The sequence below is a fragment of the Ruegeria sp. AI3 genome, from assembly GCF_056541245.1.
Map to the genome: position 1 here is coordinate 247108 of NZ_JBQFYA010000005.1, position 14843 is coordinate 261950.

15 protein-coding genes, 1 tRNA gene and 1 pseudogene are annotated in these 14843 nt (G+C 59.1%); 6 read left to right on the forward strand and 11 right to left on the reverse strand.

What is annotated here, in order from left to right:
• Positions 1-22: 22 nt before the first annotated feature.
• Positions 23-610 carry a heme NO-binding domain-containing protein gene (locus tag ACRZ95_RS10535; protein WP_170642979.1) on the forward strand — a complete coding sequence of 196 codons (588 nt, stop codon included), beginning with the start codon at positions 23-25 and terminating at the stop codon, positions 608-610.
• Positions 607-1599 carry a GGDEF domain-containing protein gene (locus ACRZ95_RS10540; protein ID WP_170678578.1) on the forward strand — a complete coding sequence of 331 codons (993 nt, stop codon included), beginning with the start codon at positions 607-609 and terminating at the stop codon, positions 1597-1599. The genes ACRZ95_RS10535 and ACRZ95_RS10540 overlap by 4 nt, the downstream gene beginning before the upstream one ends.
• A 2-nt stretch (positions 1600-1601) precedes the next feature.
• Here the strand turns inward: ACRZ95_RS10540 and ACRZ95_RS10545 are convergent, their stop codons facing one another.
• Genes ACRZ95_RS10545 through ACRZ95_RS10580 form a run of 8 tightly spaced genes read right to left on the reverse strand, consistent with a single transcriptional unit; the run spans position 1602 to position 9185 of the window.
• Positions 1602-2300 carry a CbiX/SirB N-terminal domain-containing protein gene (locus ACRZ95_RS10545; RefSeq protein ID WP_170678580.1) on the reverse strand — a complete coding sequence of 233 codons (699 nt, stop codon included), beginning with the start codon at positions 2298-2300 and terminating at the stop codon, positions 1602-1604.
• 59 nt (positions 2301-2359) lie between these two features.
• The gene (locus ACRZ95_RS10550; protein WP_170678582.1) at positions 2360-3292 is read right to left on the reverse strand and encodes an AEC family transporter; all 933 of its coding nucleotides are present in this window, start codon (positions 3290-3292) and stop codon (positions 2360-2362) included.
• A 45-nt stretch (positions 3293-3337) separates the two neighbouring features.
• Positions 3338-4135: an MBL fold metallo-hydrolase gene (locus tag ACRZ95_RS10555; protein WP_170554385.1), complete on the reverse strand. Its 798-nt coding sequence runs from the start codon at positions 4133-4135 to the stop codon at positions 3338-3340.
• Positions 4132-4938, reverse strand: a complete 807-nt coding sequence (locus ACRZ95_RS10560) for a TatD family hydrolase (protein ID WP_170678584.1) — start codon at positions 4936-4938, stop codon at positions 4132-4134. The genes ACRZ95_RS10555 and ACRZ95_RS10560 overlap by 4 nt, the downstream gene beginning before the upstream one ends.
• Complete coding sequence (locus tag ACRZ95_RS10565; protein ID WP_170678586.1) at positions 4935-6056, reverse strand: DNA polymerase III subunit delta'; 1122 nt, start codon at positions 6054-6056, stop codon at positions 4935-4937. The genes ACRZ95_RS10560 and ACRZ95_RS10565 overlap by 4 nt, the downstream gene beginning before the upstream one ends.
• 3 nt (positions 6057-6059) lie before the next feature.
• Positions 6060-6686, reverse strand: a complete 627-nt coding sequence (tmk, locus tag ACRZ95_RS10570) for a dTMP kinase (RefSeq protein ID WP_170664917.1) — start codon at positions 6684-6686, stop codon at positions 6060-6062.
• A complete protein-coding gene (locus ACRZ95_RS10575) occupies positions 6683-7849 on the reverse strand; it encodes a D-alanyl-D-alanine carboxypeptidase family protein (protein ID WP_170375197.1) in 1167 nt (388 codons plus the stop codon). Before ACRZ95_RS10575 ends, tmk begins: the two co-directional genes overlap by 4 nt.
• Positions 7850-7865: 16 nt before the next feature.
• Complete coding sequence (locus ACRZ95_RS10580; RefSeq protein ID WP_170678588.1) at positions 7866-9185, reverse strand: SPOR domain-containing protein; 1320 nt, start codon at positions 9183-9185, stop codon at positions 7866-7868.
• Positions 9186-9387: 202 nt separating this feature from the next.
• On the opposite strand from ACRZ95_RS10580, the gene ACRZ95_RS10585 reads away from it, so the two are divergent.
• Positions 9388-9477, forward strand: a tRNA-Ser gene (locus tag ACRZ95_RS10585).
• A 375-nt stretch (positions 9478-9852) separates the two neighbouring features.
• On the opposite strand, the gene ACRZ95_RS10590 is transcribed toward ACRZ95_RS10585, so the two are convergent.
• The 3 genes from ACRZ95_RS10590 to ACRZ95_RS10600 are packed head-to-tail and all read right to left on the reverse strand — an operon-like array spanning position 9853 to position 12172.
• On the reverse strand, positions 9853-11532 hold the full coding sequence (locus tag ACRZ95_RS10590) for a recombinase family protein (protein ID WP_170678590.1): 1680 nt from the start codon (positions 11530-11532) through the stop codon (positions 9853-9855).
• Positions 11529-11945 (reverse strand): DUF2924 domain-containing protein, encoded by a 417-nt coding sequence (locus ACRZ95_RS10595; protein WP_170461153.1) that lies wholly within the window; start codon positions 11943-11945, stop codon positions 11529-11531. The genes ACRZ95_RS10590 and ACRZ95_RS10595 overlap by 4 nt, the downstream gene beginning before the upstream one ends.
• Positions 11942-12172: a DUF3489 domain-containing protein gene (locus ACRZ95_RS10600; RefSeq protein ID WP_170461155.1), complete on the reverse strand. Its 231-nt coding sequence runs from the start codon at positions 12170-12172 to the stop codon at positions 11942-11944. The genes ACRZ95_RS10595 and ACRZ95_RS10600 overlap by 4 nt, the downstream gene beginning before the upstream one ends.
• A 448-nt stretch (positions 12173-12620) precedes the next feature.
• Here ACRZ95_RS10600 and ACRZ95_RS10605 point away from each other — a divergent pair, with 448 nt between their 5' ends.
• From ACRZ95_RS10605 to ACRZ95_RS10615, 3 genes and pseudogenes are all read left to right on the forward strand, one after another.
• Positions 12621-14015: a site-specific DNA-methyltransferase gene (locus ACRZ95_RS10605; RefSeq protein WP_480554920.1), complete on the forward strand. Its 1395-nt coding sequence runs from the start codon at positions 12621-12623 to the stop codon at positions 14013-14015.
• On the forward strand, positions 14008-14439 hold the full coding sequence (locus ACRZ95_RS10610) for a DUF5681 domain-containing protein (RefSeq protein WP_170678268.1): 432 nt from the start codon (positions 14008-14010) through the stop codon (positions 14437-14439). The genes ACRZ95_RS10605 and ACRZ95_RS10610 overlap by 8 nt, the downstream gene beginning before the upstream one ends.
• Positions 14426-14843: pseudogene (locus ACRZ95_RS10615) on the forward strand (hypothetical protein); the annotation flags it as partial. The gene ACRZ95_RS10610 and the pseudogene ACRZ95_RS10615, both read left to right, overlap by 14 nt.

Genomic DNA, 14843 nt, shown 5'->3' on the forward strand with positions numbered 1-14843 from the left:
TGCAACCAATCTGAGGCATCTGATGCATGGTCTGATCAATCGGGCAATACAGTCGTTTGTATGCGCAACCTACGGGCGGCCGTGCTGGCAGCGCGTGACAGATTCGGCCGGATTGGGGTTTTCCGAGTTTGAGGCCATGTTGACCTACGATGACGCGATCACGGCCTCTCTGCTGGATGCGCTCAGTACGGAGCTCGCCCGGCCGCGACCCGAGATTCTTGAAGACGTAGGAACCTATCTGGTCTCACATCCCAATACCGAAGGGCTGCGCCGCCTGTTGCGATTTGGCGGCGTGACTTATGTCGAATTCCTCCATTCCCTTGATGATCTGGCGGATCGGGTGCGGTTGGCTGTTTCCGATCTGTCTCTTCCGGCCCTCGAATTGCAAGAGCTTTCGCAGACCGAATTCCAGCTTATCTGTGGGCCCGGGCTGCCCGGATATGCCAGCGCAATGGTCGGTGTTTTGCGTGCGATGGCAGATGATTACGGTGCTTTGGTGATGTTGTCGCATGACGGGCAGAAGGGCGAGGCTGAGGTGATCTCGATCCTGCTTGTCGAAAGCTCGTTTGCCGAGGGACGGCAATTCGATCTGGGGGCACGGGGCGCATGACGCGGATGGATGATCTTGCAGAACTGCTGAAAACCCTGTGTCCGATGTTTCTGCTGGTTGACCAGAACGGTCGCATCCTCCGCGTCGGTCCGACATTGCAGAAGCTGCGCCCGGACCGCGTCATGGATGGGAAAAGTTTCCTGGATGTTTTTGAGATGGTTCGCCCTCGCGCGGTGACAACTTTACCGGCGCTTATGGCTTTGGCCGGTGCGAACCTGAACCTGCGATTTCATGATGAGCCGCGTACTGCCCTCAAGGGGCTGGTTGCACCGCTTCCGGGCGGGGAAGGGGCGGTTATCAACCTGTCCTTCGGTATCTCGATCCTCGACGCGGTGCGGGACTATGCCCTGACCAGCGCTGATTTTTCCGGCACTGATCTGGCTATCGAACTTCTCTATCTGGTTGAGGCGAAATCGGCCGCAATGGATGCGTCTCGGTCGCTAAACCTTAGGCTGCAGGGCGCAATGCTCGCGGCAGAGGAGCAGGCTTATACCGACACCCTGACCGGAGTAAAAAACCGGCGCGCAATGGACAGCCTTCTAGGGCAGATGACCGCGTCGAAAGCGCCGTTTGCGGTGATGCAAGTTGATCTGGACTACTTCAAATCTGTGAACGACCTGCTAGGACATGCCGCAGGGGATTTCGTCTTGCAGCAGGCTGCCCGGATCATGATCGAAGAAACCCGAGACGACGACACGGTGGCACGAATCGGTGGGGATGAGTTCGTCATCATCTTCCAAGGCTTGTCCAACACGGACAGACTTTCGACGATCGCAGACCGGTTGATCGAAAGACTGAACCAGCCGATGAGGTTTCAGGACAAGGATTGCCGTATCTCCGCAAGTATCGGCACGGCCTTGTCCACGCATTTTGACAATCCGAGAGCTGAAGATGTTTTGCAGGCCTCGGACCTCGCGCTGTATCAGGCCAAGCGAGAGGGTCGATCCTGCCACCGGCTCTATTCCACGCTGCTCAAGGCGCAATCCTAAGATCAGGCCGTGGAAAACGCCGCTTGAAGAGTGTCTGCGATTTGGCGCTGTATCGGGGGCAATTCGCCGATCACTGGCAGGGCAGTGCCGCGGAAATGCGCCTTTTCCAGCTCTTCTGGGACATCTTCCAGCACGTGTCCTCCGCGACAGGCGAAGAAGGGCAGGCAAAGCGACTGCTCTGACGCCCCGTTGGCAGCATCGGAAATTGACGGGGGTTCCTCGACAAATCCGACGCGGATCGAGCGGAACGTCATTCGCTGCGACAGTTGCTCGGCAAAGTCTTTTGCGACGGCCGAGGGATTTCTACTGCGGCCTGAGCCGTGCGCGGCGATGATCAGATCGGACGCAGCCGCGCTCCAACCTTTTGTCTTCAGAGCCGATTTCAGCGCGTCGCTCACAAGATCGGGAAGCATGGGGTCGGTGCCCAACGGGTCCAGAATTCGCAAATTGCGATCCCCGATACGTTTTGGCAAGGCGCTGGTCACAAACCAGCCTTTGGCCATGAACAAGGGGTAAATCACCGTGTCGTGGGGCAGGCTGTCCATCACCTCTTCAAGTACGCCGGGATTTGCCAGCGATGCAGAATGCACCGAAACATCGACCGCGAGGGCGTTCACCTCTGCGGCGAAGGTGGCCAGCGATGCCTCGGCCGGTTTGGGGTCTGAAGGCTGACCATGGGCAACGATTATGGCGTGCGGCATTCCGGGCTCCTGTTCTTGAGCGGTAAGTGTGTCGCCGGTTCTCTATGTCAAGGCGGGTGTTAGCCCAAAAGTGTCAGCCAAAGCCAGACGGTTAGGATCGAGGCGGCGGTTCCGATCAGCACTGAAGAGGCCGCGACCCGCTTGGCGCGCCCGTACATGTTGGCAAAAATATAAGCGTTGAAACCGGGCGCCATCGCTGCGTTCAGCACTCCGGAGCGGAACAGGTCTTGCGGCAGCCCTGTGGATGTTCCGAACAGCCACACGAGGCTTGGGTGCAACATCAGAGAAATCCCGCAAACATAGGCGATCGTGCGCAGATCCCCTTCGGGTTTGTATTTCACAAGCACGCCACCCAGCGCGAACAACGCGCCGGGCAAGGCGGCACGAGTCACGAGTTCCAGCGCCTCATCCACCACTTGTGGAATGACCAGCCCGGACAGATTGACGACAAAGCCAAGCGCGATACCAAGGATCAACGCGTTCTTGAACATCGCAGACAGAACCGAGCGCACCATTTTTGTGCCACCATGGCCGCGATTGCGCACGATCTCCATAACCGTGATCCCAACGCCGTAGCAGAACGGTGAGTGGAAGGCGATGATCGCGTAGTTGCCCGTCAGGCTTTCTGGGCCATAGGCGCGTTCGGTAATGGGCAGTCCCAGAAGGACAGAGTTCGAAAACAGGCAGCAAAAGCCGATGGCGACGCAGTCTTCCCAATCACGGCCAAAGATCAGCCGTGCCCCAAACAGCCCCGCAGTAAAACAAAGTGCGGCTGCGGAATAGAAACTGACCAGAAGTCGAGGGTCGAAACTAGCGCTGAGATCCAGATGGGCGATGGCGAGAAACAAGAGGCAGGGAATAGCAAAGCCCTGCGTGAAGCGCATCAACCCGTCGACATGCACCTCCTTGAAATAGCCCGAACGGGTCGCAGCATAGCCCGCGCCAATCACCAGAAAGACCGGTAGGATGACGTCAATCAGGCTTTGAAGCATATCGCCCCCGGTTTTGGCGATATGTGTGCCGCAAAAGGCAGGGCCTTACAGCGCTTGCTCGATCACCATCCCGTCAAAGGCGGGGGTGATATGGCCGGCGGTTTCGGCCTCGACCGTCGCATAGTCCAGGTCGATATGCATATTGGTCAGAACGGCGCGCTTTGGCTGAAGTTTCTCAATCCACCCCAGCGTTTTTTCCAGATGCGCATGGGTAGGGTGCGGCGCGCGGCGCAGGGCGTCGATGACCAGACAATCCAGGCCTTCCATCTCAACCCATGCATCGTCATAGATTTCGGCGACATCGGGCAGATAGGCTAGCTTGCCCATCCGAAACCCTAGCGCGTCGATTGATCCGTGGTTCACGCGGAACGGGCGCAGGGGGATCGGACCTCCGGGGCCGTCGACCTCGAACGGGCCGTCAATAGATTTAAGCTCCAGAATCGGTGGGTACGGAGAGCCCTCGGGCTGGATGAACGCATATCCGAAGCGCCCCAGCAGTGCATTCTGGGTGTCGCCATCCGCCCAGACCGGAACACGGGTCTTCATGTTGAAGACGATCATTCTCAGATCATCAAGGCCGTGCACGTGATCGGCGTGAGAATGAGTATAGACCACCCCGTCGAGCCGCCCGGTTCCGGTATCCAGAAGCTGGCTGCGCATATCCGGCGAGGTGTCGATCAGGACCGAGGTCGTACCCTCCGGCCCGTCTCTTTCGACCAGCATCGAGCAGCGGCGGCGGATATTTTTTGGGTTCTCGGGGTCGCAATCGCCCCAATGCCCACCAAGGCGCGGTACGCCGCCCGAGGACCCGCAGCCCAAAATGGTGCAGCGCAGCTGTGTCATGCGGCGGCCTTATACTGTGCCGCTTTTGAGAACAGGCGGTCAAAGTTTACCTGTGTCTGGGCGGCGAAATCTGCGTAATCCATGCCGAATACCTCGGCCCCTTTGCGGGCAGTGTGAGCGGTATAGGCGGGTTCATTGCGTTTGCCCCGGTATGGGGGCGGGGCAAGATAAGGGGCGTCGGTTTCGACCAGAATGCGGTCTACCGGGGCGATAGCGAAGATATCGCGTAGCTCCTGACTTTTGGGGAAAGTGGCAATTCCGGACATAGACAGGTAGAACCCAAGGTCAAGGGCAGCTTTTGCCAACTCGGCCGAGGATGAAAAACAGTGCATCACGCAGGAATAGGGCGCGTTGCGGTATTCCTCGGCCAGAATGCGCGCCATATCGTCATCGGCTGCGCGGGCGTGGATGATCAGAGGCAGGCCGGTGCATTGGGCCGCCTCAATATGAATGCGTAGGGATTGCTTTTGCACCTCGGCGCTGTCGGCGGTGTAGTGATAGTCCAACCCGGTCTCGCCGATGCCCACGAATTTGGGGTGCTGCGCCAATGCGACCAGTTCATCGACCGTGGCCATCGGCTCGTCCGCCGCGCTCATCGGGTGGGTGCCGGCGGCATAGAAGATCGGTGCATGAGCCTCGGCGATGGCGCGCACGCTGGGTTCATTGCGCAGGCGGGTGCAGATAGTGACCATGCGGGTCACACCGGCCTCGGCTGCATTGGTGATGATCTGGTCCAGTTGCCCTTCGAAATCGGGGAAATCCAGATGGCAATGGCTATCGGTGATCTGGGGGATGTTGCTCATCTGCTCTGACCGGAGGTTTCTTGTATCTTGAACATCGTATCTAGGACCAACGCGGCAGGGTCAAGGTTCACCGCCTGACCATGACGTACTCGGGCGGTGATCGTTGCCGCCACCTCGGCCCAGTTGCGGGCCTGATGAGGTGAGGCCGAAAGCCGGGTCAGAGTTTCCGCCTCGTTGGGGGCGGCTTCCGGTAAGGGGGCTGCGCCTGTCGCGCCGGTCATTGCCAGACGAGATAGTGCCACGTCGATCAGGGTCAGCAACAGCTCGAAACGTTCGGCTGCGCCGCGCTGGGCGGCGGCTTCGGCCAGCTTAAGGGCGCGCTGACGGTCCATTCGGGGCAAGGTGCCCAGAATGGCGATCAACTCGGCATAGATTTCAAGCCCGCCCAGATTGATCAGACGAACCGCATCGCCCACCGACCCGGCGGCCAGAGCGGCAAGGTGATCGGTTTGGCTGGGAACCTCAGCCCCGGTTTGCGCTAAAGCGGCCTGCATATCCTCAGGACCCAGAGGTGAGAGACGCAAGGTGCGGCACCGAGACCGGATGGTGGGCAACAGGCGAGAGGGTTGGTGCGAGATCAGCAGTAACGTGGTGCGCGCCGGTGGCTCCTCAAGCATTTTCAGAAGGGCATTCGCGGCGCTGACGTTCATCTCATCAGCCGCGTCCACAATGACCACTCGCCGCCCGCCATCTGCCGAGGACAGGCCGAAGAACTTGCCCAGCTTGCGGATGTCATCCACCACGATCTCATTCCGGAGACGCCCCTGATCATTCAGCGACCGGGTGATCGCCGCCAGCCCCGGTTCTGCGCCAGCAAATATGCGATGCGTTACCGGATGATCCGGGTCGATCTCCAGCGTTTGTGGGGGCGGAGGCGCGCCGAACAGCCCTCCGTCATCCGCCGGAGGGGTGGCGAGCAGAAACCGCGCGATCCGCCATGCTAACGTGGCCTTGCCGACCCCACGCGGGCCGGTCAGAAGCCAACCATGGTGTAACCGGTCCGAGTTGTAGGCGTTCAGAAAGGCTTGCTCGGCCGTGTCCTGCCCGAACAGCTGCGCGGTCTCACGCGGATGCGGCGCTCCGGGCGCCTGATCTGGGGTTGGGATGTCGTCGCTCATCGTCTATCGCAAAGCTGCCTCGACGATATCTCTCACATCCTGTGCGACACTGTCCATGTCGCGATTGCCATCGATGACGCGAAACCGGTCGGAAAACTCATCGGCCAGCGCCAGAAACCCGGCGCGCATCTGTTTTTGCAGGGCAGGGCCGAAATCTTCGAACCGCTCCTCGGTGCCCTGTCGCCCCTTGGCACGAGACAGGCCTGTGTCCGGGTCCATGTCGATCAGAAGGGTCATGTCCGGCTCGCGACCGATCATAAGGTCATGGAGCTGATCGACCACCGCCCGTAGGTTTCCACGGGACAGGCCCTGATACATCCTTGTGCTATCGGCAAAGCGGTCGCAGATCACGACCTGGCCCGCGGCGAGGGCCGGTTCGATTGTCCGTTCTAAATGATCGCGGCGGGCTGCGGTGAATAGCAACAACTCGGTTTCCGCCGACCATCGGTCAGGGTCGCCTTCGAGTACAAGGCGGCGGATTTCTTCGGCCCCCGGTGACCCGCCGGGTTCACGCGTCAGAACGACCTGATGGCCCGCATTGCGGAGGGACTCGGCCAGCATCCGGGCCTGAGTTGATTTGCCTGATCCGTCTATGCCTTCAAAGGTCAGGAATAACCCGCGTTGCGTCACATCGACTCCAGCGGGTTATTAATAACGTCTTTCAGAACAATGCCACCGACCGTCATCATGCGCACCATGAAGCCGCCTAGAGGGACATCCTCGGCCGCGAACAGAGGGCGGCGGATTTCGGGCAAGCCTTCGGGCTTGATAACGAGCTCGGCCAGTTGCTGACCTTTGGCAACAGGTGCGTTGATGGGGCCGTCATAGACAACTTCGGCTTCGATATTCTGGGTGCCCAGAACCGGGAACAAAACATTCAGGTCGCCGTCGGGCACCAGACCCACGGTCTTTTTCTCACCCATCCACAGCTTGGCTTCGGCTATCGGCGCTTCTTCGGTGGCAACTGTCCTCTCGACAAAATTTCGAAACGACCAGTTAACCACGGACTCAGCCTCCTCTGCCCGCTGAGCGGTACTGTCTAGGCCAGTGAGAACGAAGATCACCCGGCGGTCGCCTTGTTTGGCCGATCCGACAAGGCCGTAGCCGGCCTCTTGCGTGTGGCCGGTTTTCAGGCCGTCGGCCCCAATGTTCAGCCGTAGCAGCGGGTTGCGGTTGCGCTTGTTCGAAGGCGCGCGCCCGTCAAACTCGAATTCTTCTTCAGCGAACAGAGGGTAATATTCGGGGAAATCCGTGATCAGCCTATCTGCGAGAACGGCCAAATCATGCACGGACATCATATGCCCGGCAGCGGGCCAGCCGTTGGAGTTGGCAAAGTTTGAGTTGTTCATCCCCATCTGCTGCGCGCGCTGGGTCATATAGCGGGCAAATCCGGCCTCGGTCCCATCGGGGCTGAGCGCCTCGGCGATCACCACGCAAGCGTCATTGCCAGACAGTACGATAATGCCCCGTATCAGATCCTCGACAGACACACGGTCCTGCGTGTTCAGGAACATGGTTGAGCCGCCATAGCTCATGGCATGTTCCGAGACAGGCAATGTCTCCTGCAGCGTCAAACGCCCATCACGTAGGGCTTCGAACGCGACATAGAGCGTCATGAGCTTGGACATGGATGCGGGCGGAAGCGGCTGATCAGCGTCTTTGGAAAGAAGCACGGTGCCTGTGGTCTGATCCATTACATATGCCGCGCGCGCCGAGGTGTCGAACGCGTGGGCGGGCAGGGCCAGAACAGCCATCCCGAGGGTGAAAACGGATGTTCGCAATGCGGATAGCATAAGGTGCCTCCTGTTCTCAGTTGGCCACGGTGAACGCGTCGCCAAAGCCCAGATCTTTCACGTCGTTCTGGATGGCCTTGCGCTCGGCGCGGGTGGCGGCGGGTCCGACCAGCACGCGCCAGACGGTGTTGTCTTCGGTCTTCAACTCTCGCACCTCGGCCGACATGCCATTTCTGCGGATCTTGGCGGCGGCGCTGTCGGCATTGGACTGAACACCAAACGTACCAACCTGAACAAAGGGTTTCGAAAGAGAAGATGTCGTGGCGGCCGTCGTGGCGACAAGCGTCGGCTCTGCGGCGTCGATAGCGGCTGCGGCCCCTTCGATCGGGTCAAGCGTAGTTTCGGTGATCGCATTGGGATCTTTTTTCTGCCACCACTTGCGCTTGGCCGGTTTTTCGGCGGGCGCAACCACTGGCGCATCGGTCAAAGCCGGAGCCGTGCTGGCCGCCGATACCTCTGCGGTGGCCTCGACGGCGGCCTCGGCCCCATCCACGGCTGCGTCCGAGGCAACAGCGGCTGCGCCTACAGCGCCTGCGGTCGCCGCTGCGGCGGGCTCTTTCTTCTGCCACCATTTGCGCTTGGCCGGTTTTTCCGTCTCGGAGGTGGCTTCGGGCGCATCAACTTCGGCCACGTCACTAGCTACGGCAGCTACGGCCCCATCCTCGGCTGCGTCCGAGGCAACAGCGGCTGCGCCCACAACGCCAGCAGTCGCCGCTGCGGCGGGGGCTTTCTTCTGCCACCATTTGCGCTTGGCCGGCTTTTCCGTCTCTGAGGTGGCCTCGGATGCATCAACCTCGGCCACGTCATTGGCGGCAGTTTCGGTGCTTGCTTCCGGGGCGGTCTCGGCCTCAGTGACCTCGGGCTCGGGCTCGGGCGCGACCTCGATGGCTTCGCGCCGCAAGGCCACCACGTTGATCTTGGTCGGCGCGCCAGCAAGGATACCCAATTGCTCCGCCGCTGCAGATGATACCTGCAAGGCGGGACCGGGCAAGTTGCGTTCACGCCGGAACAAAGCGCCAGTTACGGATTTGTTGTTCGAGGCGTTTTTGATGATCACCCGCTCGGGCTGAGTCACATCAGGGTGGGCCACCCAGATCCCGCCCAGCGATGGGCGGCCGTCCCACAATCCGGCCTCGGTCAATTGGAACACGTCCGGTGCTTCGACATCGCGCTGCGTGTCGCCGGAGGATTGCGGGAAAAGTTCGTTCTTGCTCGTGTTTTCGTCGGGTTTTTCTGCGGTTGCCAGCGTTTCCTCGCAACCCGACAACACCACCAAGGCTAAAGCCAAGTACGCCAGCCGTTTTGGCCCTAGGCGGATCTCAGTCGCTCGCTTCATTTTGTCATCCCTTGCCTGAAGGGGCCTCGTTCCCCGAGCCCCACCGTCAGCCTGCCGGTTCTTCGCGCCGGTCTGCTGCGGTCTTTCATGCAGATCATAACGTGGGTATGGTTCTATGGAAAGTCCGCTGCTTGGGCTTCGGCAAGATTTCCCGATTTCGACTTGCCTCTGATTTCAGTTGGCCTTAGACCCTGCTTTCGACGGGGAGGTGGCAGAGTGGTCGAATGCGGCGGTCTTGAAAACCGTTGGGCGTGAGAGCGTCCCCAGGGTTCGAATCCCTGTCTCCCCGCCACTCATACCTGTCTCACTTCAGTTGTATTTTCTGATCCGGAATTGTTACGCAATTCCCGCGCGTTGGCGCATGCGCTTTCAATCAGAGACGAAGCAAACCGTACATTCAGAGGACAATTCAGGCGCCAGTCTCAGTGTCGCATTTTAGCGGGGTCGCTTTGGGCTGGATTTCCCTGATAACCTGCAATTTACAGGGAATTTTCGCAAACCGGGACTGACTTCCGTCATTTCTCTTATCAGAACTGTATGTTTTTCAGAGGTTAATGCTGCAAATTCCCTAAAAGGTGGAACAGGGAATTTTCTCGTGGGAACAGGGAATTGTGCCGACGGATCAGGGAGGGCGAAACCTGTATCAGGGAAGCAGGATCTGGAGCTATCAAAAGCCGAACAGGCGTTCCTGTTCGGACCAATCAAGTGGGTGGGTCTTGCTGACCAGACGCTTGAGTGTGAGTTCGGGCGGCTGGGTCCCGTCGAGAATCGCCGTTTGAATCTTTGGTGAGAGAAAGGCGAGCTGAGCACGGGTGCGGATGAAGGCGTCAGGGACGCTTTCGCGGCGGGCAATCTCCATCAGTTGAACTCCGGCCTTCAGATCACGGGCCCAGCCATGCGCGCGGATCAGCATGGACCGGAGGTGGGGATCAGGTTGGGGTGCCATGTCTCCGGCGATGACCTTGGCCTCGACGCCGCGGCGGCGCAGATCGAAAGATGTGGTGATGTCGGTGAGATCCGGGTGCAGATGATCGGCCGCGATGCCAAGTGCGCTTGCCAGAGTTTTAGGGTTAAATTCGAGGTCGATCTGACCTCGTGCAAGTTTGCCTTTGGCCAGAAGAGCAGCGCCGATCTGACAGCCATGGCCTAGAAGCCGGGTTACTAAATCCGCAACTGAAGTCTGAACTGCCTCGGCTGACCCGGCCTCCGGCTGCGCCAGTACTTGGTGCGCCGCGGCGGCGTCTTGCAAATGTCTGACGATGACATCAATGACCGCGTTTTCCAGCGCAGGGCCGGGCAGTCGCCAGCCAGAGATATCCTTGCCGCCTGAGATCAGTCGATTGGAGATATAGTAGCGCAACCGTCGGCCTTTGCGCGTGGTGTGAGTCGGCGTCAACCGATCACCAGTTTCGTCATACAGCAGACCGGTGAGCCAGGCCCCGGGGTCAGTGGAGTGTTGGCGCGCATCGGAGTCGCCGCGTGCCCGCGAGCGGTTGGAGGCCTGTCGCATTTTTTCCTGCACCCGGTCCCAGATGTCCTGATCGATGATCGCCGGATGTTGTCCGTCCCAGATCTTATCCTTGTGGCGGATTTTTCCGAGATAGACCGGATTGCGCAGCAGGTAATAGATTTGACCCCGTGACAGCGGACAATCCCCCTTCACACTGCCATCTGTCCGAACAACCCGTTTTGACCGCAGGTCTTCTGCCTTTGCCCGTTCTTCTACTTTGCGCAGGCAACCAAGCTCGTCATAAAGCCCAAAGAGATGCCGGACCGTTCTGGCCTCCTCTTCATTCACCACCAGCGTTCTTGCCTTCGGATCGGGGTGGCGATCATAGCCCAGAGGCAGGTTGCCACCCATCCAAAGCCCCTTCTTCTTCGACGCTGCAATCTTGTCGCGAATACGTTCGGCGGTGACTTCCCGTTCAAACTGAGCAAAGGACAACAGCACATTCAGAGTCAACCGACCCATGGATGAGGAGGTATTGAATGCTTGTGTGACGGACACAAAAGAACAGTTCGCCTTTTCCAGCCGTTCGACCAGCTGCGAGAAGTCGGCAAGCGACCGGGTCAGCCGGTCAATCTTGTAGACCACCACCATGTCAATACGCCCGGCATCGATCTCTTCAAGAAGGCGCTGAAGGGCGGGGCGCTCTAGGGTGCCGCCCGACAGGCCACCGTCATCGTAGCGCCCGGGCAGTAGGGTCCAGCCTTCATGTCGCTGGCTGGCGACATAGGCCGCGCAGGCTTCATATTGCGCATCTAGTGAATTGAAGTCCTGGTCCAACCCATCCTCTGACGACTTGCGCGTATAGATGGCGCATCGGATTTTACGGCGCGGGCTCATTTAGCGATCTTTCCGGAGAGCCCGAAGAAACGCGGCCCTGACCAATGCGCGCCGGTAATTTTTCGGGCGATGGCCGAGAGTGAGCGATAGGACCGACCGTTCCAAGTGAAGCCGTCTTCTGTAACGTCGACCACATGGGTCACGCTATTCCACTCGCGCAGAAGGCGCCCGCCGGGTTTAAGAGCAGGGCAGGCTGGCCGGGGTTTTTTCTCGGAACCCTTTTCCAGCGTTGCTTTGACCTGCCGGGGTAGCCCGCCATGACGGCGGGACTGCATCTCAAAGGCGATAAAACGGCGCAGGAAGGGTTGGCTGAGCATGGCAGGGGCGGGCTGATCAAACAGTTGCTGCCAAAGCGTGACCAGATCCGATCGACCCATGGCGGCGAGATCGGCAACATCGCTCGTCTTGGTCATGACACTTCTCCAGTTCCCGCCGCCAGATGATATGTGGATGCTCCATTTGGTTTGTCGGATGCCCGCCTTTCAATTGTGACGCCTTTTTTCCGCAGGCCGCTTAGAGCCGCTCGGACCGAATGAGGCTGCCACCCCGTTGCTTTGCAGAGCGCCTCAAGGCTGGCGCCGCTCGGGCGACGCAACAAAGCTTGAACCTTGTCAATTTTGGTTTGCTTCCGTTTGGACATTAACTGTCTCCTCTGATCTTGGGTCAGCGAGATGCCGAACCCCGGTACCGAGGAGCGCCCGAATGGCTCGGGCGTGGGTTCAGTGATGCGTGGTTGACGGCAACAGTCCAGCTCTTTCTGAAACGATTACTGGAGGCGTGTGTTTTGAGGGGCGTCGCTGCCGTACCCCCGATTATTCGTCAACAATCTTAATTGGTTACTTTTAGTTTGGGGGGTTGCGTCTCGTATTGATGGCACCTACATTCGACCTAATCGCCCGGACTATCAGGGCGGGAAACTGCTCCCGCAGGCAGCACTCATTGGAAACACAGGTTTCCGCAGAGAGCATTCAAAGGAGCAACGTCTCGGATCAATTGGTCCGGGGAGTTGCGATTTGTGCTCTCTCCGATTTTCCAGCGCGATCCCTCCATCTCGACGTCCGCGCGGCGTCACGCAAAAGGAGGCGGTTATGCCTGCCAAAAACACACACAGCGACGTTCGGGCGTCCAATACGCCTATCTGGATGGCCGAAAAAGTTATCCAATCCCAGATCAGCCAGATCAAGCCCTACGCCAACAACAACCGCGTGCACGCGGCCAAGAATGTCGACAAACTGAAAGCATCGGTGGCCCAGTTTGGCTTTGTCACTCCGATCCTGTTGGATGGTTCGGGCACAATCATCGCGGGTCATGGCCGCTATGAAGCCGCCAAGGCCCTGGGGTTGATGTCCGTGCCGACTTTTGTCGCGGATCATTTGTCAGAAGCGGAAGTGCGCGCTCTGCGCATTGCGGACAATAAGCTGGCGGAATTGTCGGACTGGAATGAAGCGGCGTTGCAGATCGAATTTGCCGAGCTGATGGACCTCAGCCTTGATGGCGAGTTGAACTTTGATCTGGACATCACAGGGTTCGAAACACCGGAGATCGACATCATTATCGACAGCGTCGGTGAGGTGACGGAATCTGTAGCGGAAACTGTTGAGACGCCGGACCCTGCGGCACCCGTAGTCACGGAGCCGGGCGACCTCTGGGTTCTCGGAGATCATCGCATTTTCTGCGGGGACGCCCTTCAAGCCCAGAGCTACGACACCTTGCTGGAAGGCGAGACCCCGCAGATAGTCTTCTCCGATCCGCCTTACAACGTGCCGGTCAATGGGCATGTGCGGTCCGGCAATAGCGCCGAACACCGCGAGTTTGCCATGGCGTCAGGAGAAATGTCGGACAGCGAATTCCGTGGCTTTCTCACAAGCGTGATTAATCGTTTGTTTGACTGCCTGCCGGACGGAGGCATCGCGATGATCTGCATGGATTGGCGTCATATCGAAGAACTGATTACGGCGGGCAAAGCAGCTGGATTGGACCTCATCAATCTCTGCGTCTGGAACAAGACGAACGGAGGCATGGGCAGCCTTTATCGCTCAAAGCATGAGCTGATTTGCATTTTCAAGAAGCCTGGTGCGCCGCACATCAACAACGTCGAGCTGGGCAAACACGGGCGCAACCGGACCAACGTCTGGGATTACGCCGGTGTGAACAGCTTTGGGGCAGGGCGCGAGGCGGATCTCGCGGATCATCCAACGGTGAAGCCGACAGCTTTGGTGGCGGATGCCATCATGGATGTGAGCCACCGCGGCGATGTCGTGCTGGACGCCTTTGGCGGGTCCGGGGCGACCTTGCTGGCAGCAGAGAAAACCGGGCGCCGGGCGCGGCTCATTGAGCTCGACCCGGCCTATGTCGATGTCGCCATCCGCCGTTGGCAGGAGATGACTGGTGAGAACGCCGTGCACGCGGTGACCGGCCAGACGTTCGATGCGCATTCTGCGGCAACCGATGCCACTTCAGAGCTGGAGGCGGATCATGTCTGACGATACGAAAGACTACGAGGTGGGTTACGGCAAGCCGCCCAAAGCGACCCGGTTCAAGAAAGGCCGCTCTGGCAATCCGAAAGGGCGGCCGAAAGGTGCCAAAGGGGTGAATGCCAGCTTGAAACGCGAATTGGAAACCAAGATTACGGTTCGCGAAGGCAGCTACGAAATCCGGATTTCCAAGGCTGAGGCAATTGCCAAGCGGTTCACAGCAGGCGCGTTGAAGGGCGACACGAAATTGTTGATGGCGCTGCTTAAGCTGGACACAGATCTGTTCAACGCAAGTGAATTGGACGCGCAAGAAAGCGTCCGTGCGGTTGAGCCGGACGCTGTCGACTACGACATCCTCCGGGATTTCTTTTCCAGCCAACTGGACGGTGACGGTGATCTGGCAAACGAGGAGGCGGAAGATGACGACTCCTGATCCAAAAATCGTCGTGCAAGCCGCTCGCGAGGTTTGCCGGGACAATTTCTTTCCCTTCGTGTGGCGTGTGTTTGGCACGCTGCACCAGGGGGTTGACCGCGGCTTTGATCCGGCCTGGCATGTGCGTGCTATGTGCCATGAGTTGGACAACGTACGCGTCGGCGAGAACAAGCGGTTGATTATCAACATTCCGCCCCGGTGCCTGAAATCGGTCACCGTGGCCGTTGCATATGTCGCTTATCTTCTCGGTCACAACCCCAGCGCCAAGATCATCGTTGCCAGCTATGGGTTGGATCTGGCGCGCAAACATTCCGAAGATTGTCGTCGGATCATGTCTGCGCGCTGGTACCGGGAAATGTTCCCTGAAACGGTCTTGGCTAGAAAGGGCAACACCTCAGAAGAAA

Bases quoted from the DNA above. Each gene is read 5' to 3' on its own strand.
- ACRZ95_RS10535 (WP_170642979.1), top strand. From the start codon at position 23: ATGCATGGTCTGATCAATCGGGCAATACAGTCGTTTGTATGCGCAACC.
- ACRZ95_RS10590 (WP_170678590.1), bottom strand. From the start codon at position 11,532: ATGAGCCCGCGCCGTAAAATCCGATGCGCCATCTATACGCGCAAGTCG.
- ACRZ95_RS10540 (WP_170678578.1), top strand. From the start codon at position 607: ATGACGCGGATGGATGATCTTGCAGAACTGCTGAAAACCCTGTGTCCG.
- ACRZ95_RS10555 (WP_170554385.1), bottom strand. From the start codon at position 4,135: ATGACACAGCTGCGCTGCACCATTTTGGGCTGCGGGTCCTCGGGCGGC.
- ACRZ95_RS10580 (WP_170678588.1), bottom strand. From the start codon at position 9,185: ATGAAGCGAGCGACTGAGATCCGCCTAGGGCCAAAACGGCTGGCGTAC.
- ACRZ95_RS10575 (WP_170375197.1), bottom strand. From the start codon at position 7,849: ATGCTATCCGCATTGCGAACATCCGTTTTCACCCTCGGGATGGCTGTT.
- ACRZ95_RS10565 (WP_170678586.1), bottom strand. From the start codon at position 6,056: ATGAGCGACGACATCCCAACCCCAGATCAGGCGCCCGGAGCGCCGCAT.
- ACRZ95_RS10610 (WP_170678268.1), top strand. From the start codon at position 14,008: ATGTCTGACGATACGAAAGACTACGAGGTGGGTTACGGCAAGCCGCCC.
- ACRZ95_RS10595 (WP_170461153.1), bottom strand. From the start codon at position 11,945: ATGACCAAGACGAGCGATGTTGCCGATCTCGCCGCCATGGGTCGATCG.
- ACRZ95_RS10600 (WP_170461155.1), bottom strand. From the start codon at position 12,172: ATGTCCAAACGGAAGCAAACCAAAATTGACAAGGTTCAAGCTTTGTTG.
- ACRZ95_RS10550 (WP_170678582.1), bottom strand. From the start codon at position 3,292: ATGCTTCAAAGCCTGATTGACGTCATCCTACCGGTCTTTCTGGTGATT.
- ACRZ95_RS10605 (WP_480554920.1), top strand. From the start codon at position 12,621: ATGCCTGCCAAAAACACACACAGCGACGTTCGGGCGTCCAATACGCCT.
- ACRZ95_RS10560 (WP_170678584.1), bottom strand. From the start codon at position 4,938: ATGAGCAACATCCCCCAGATCACCGATAGCCATTGCCATCTGGATTTC.
- ACRZ95_RS10545 (WP_170678580.1), bottom strand. From the start codon at position 2,300: ATGCCGCACGCCATAATCGTTGCCCATGGTCAGCCTTCAGACCCCAAA.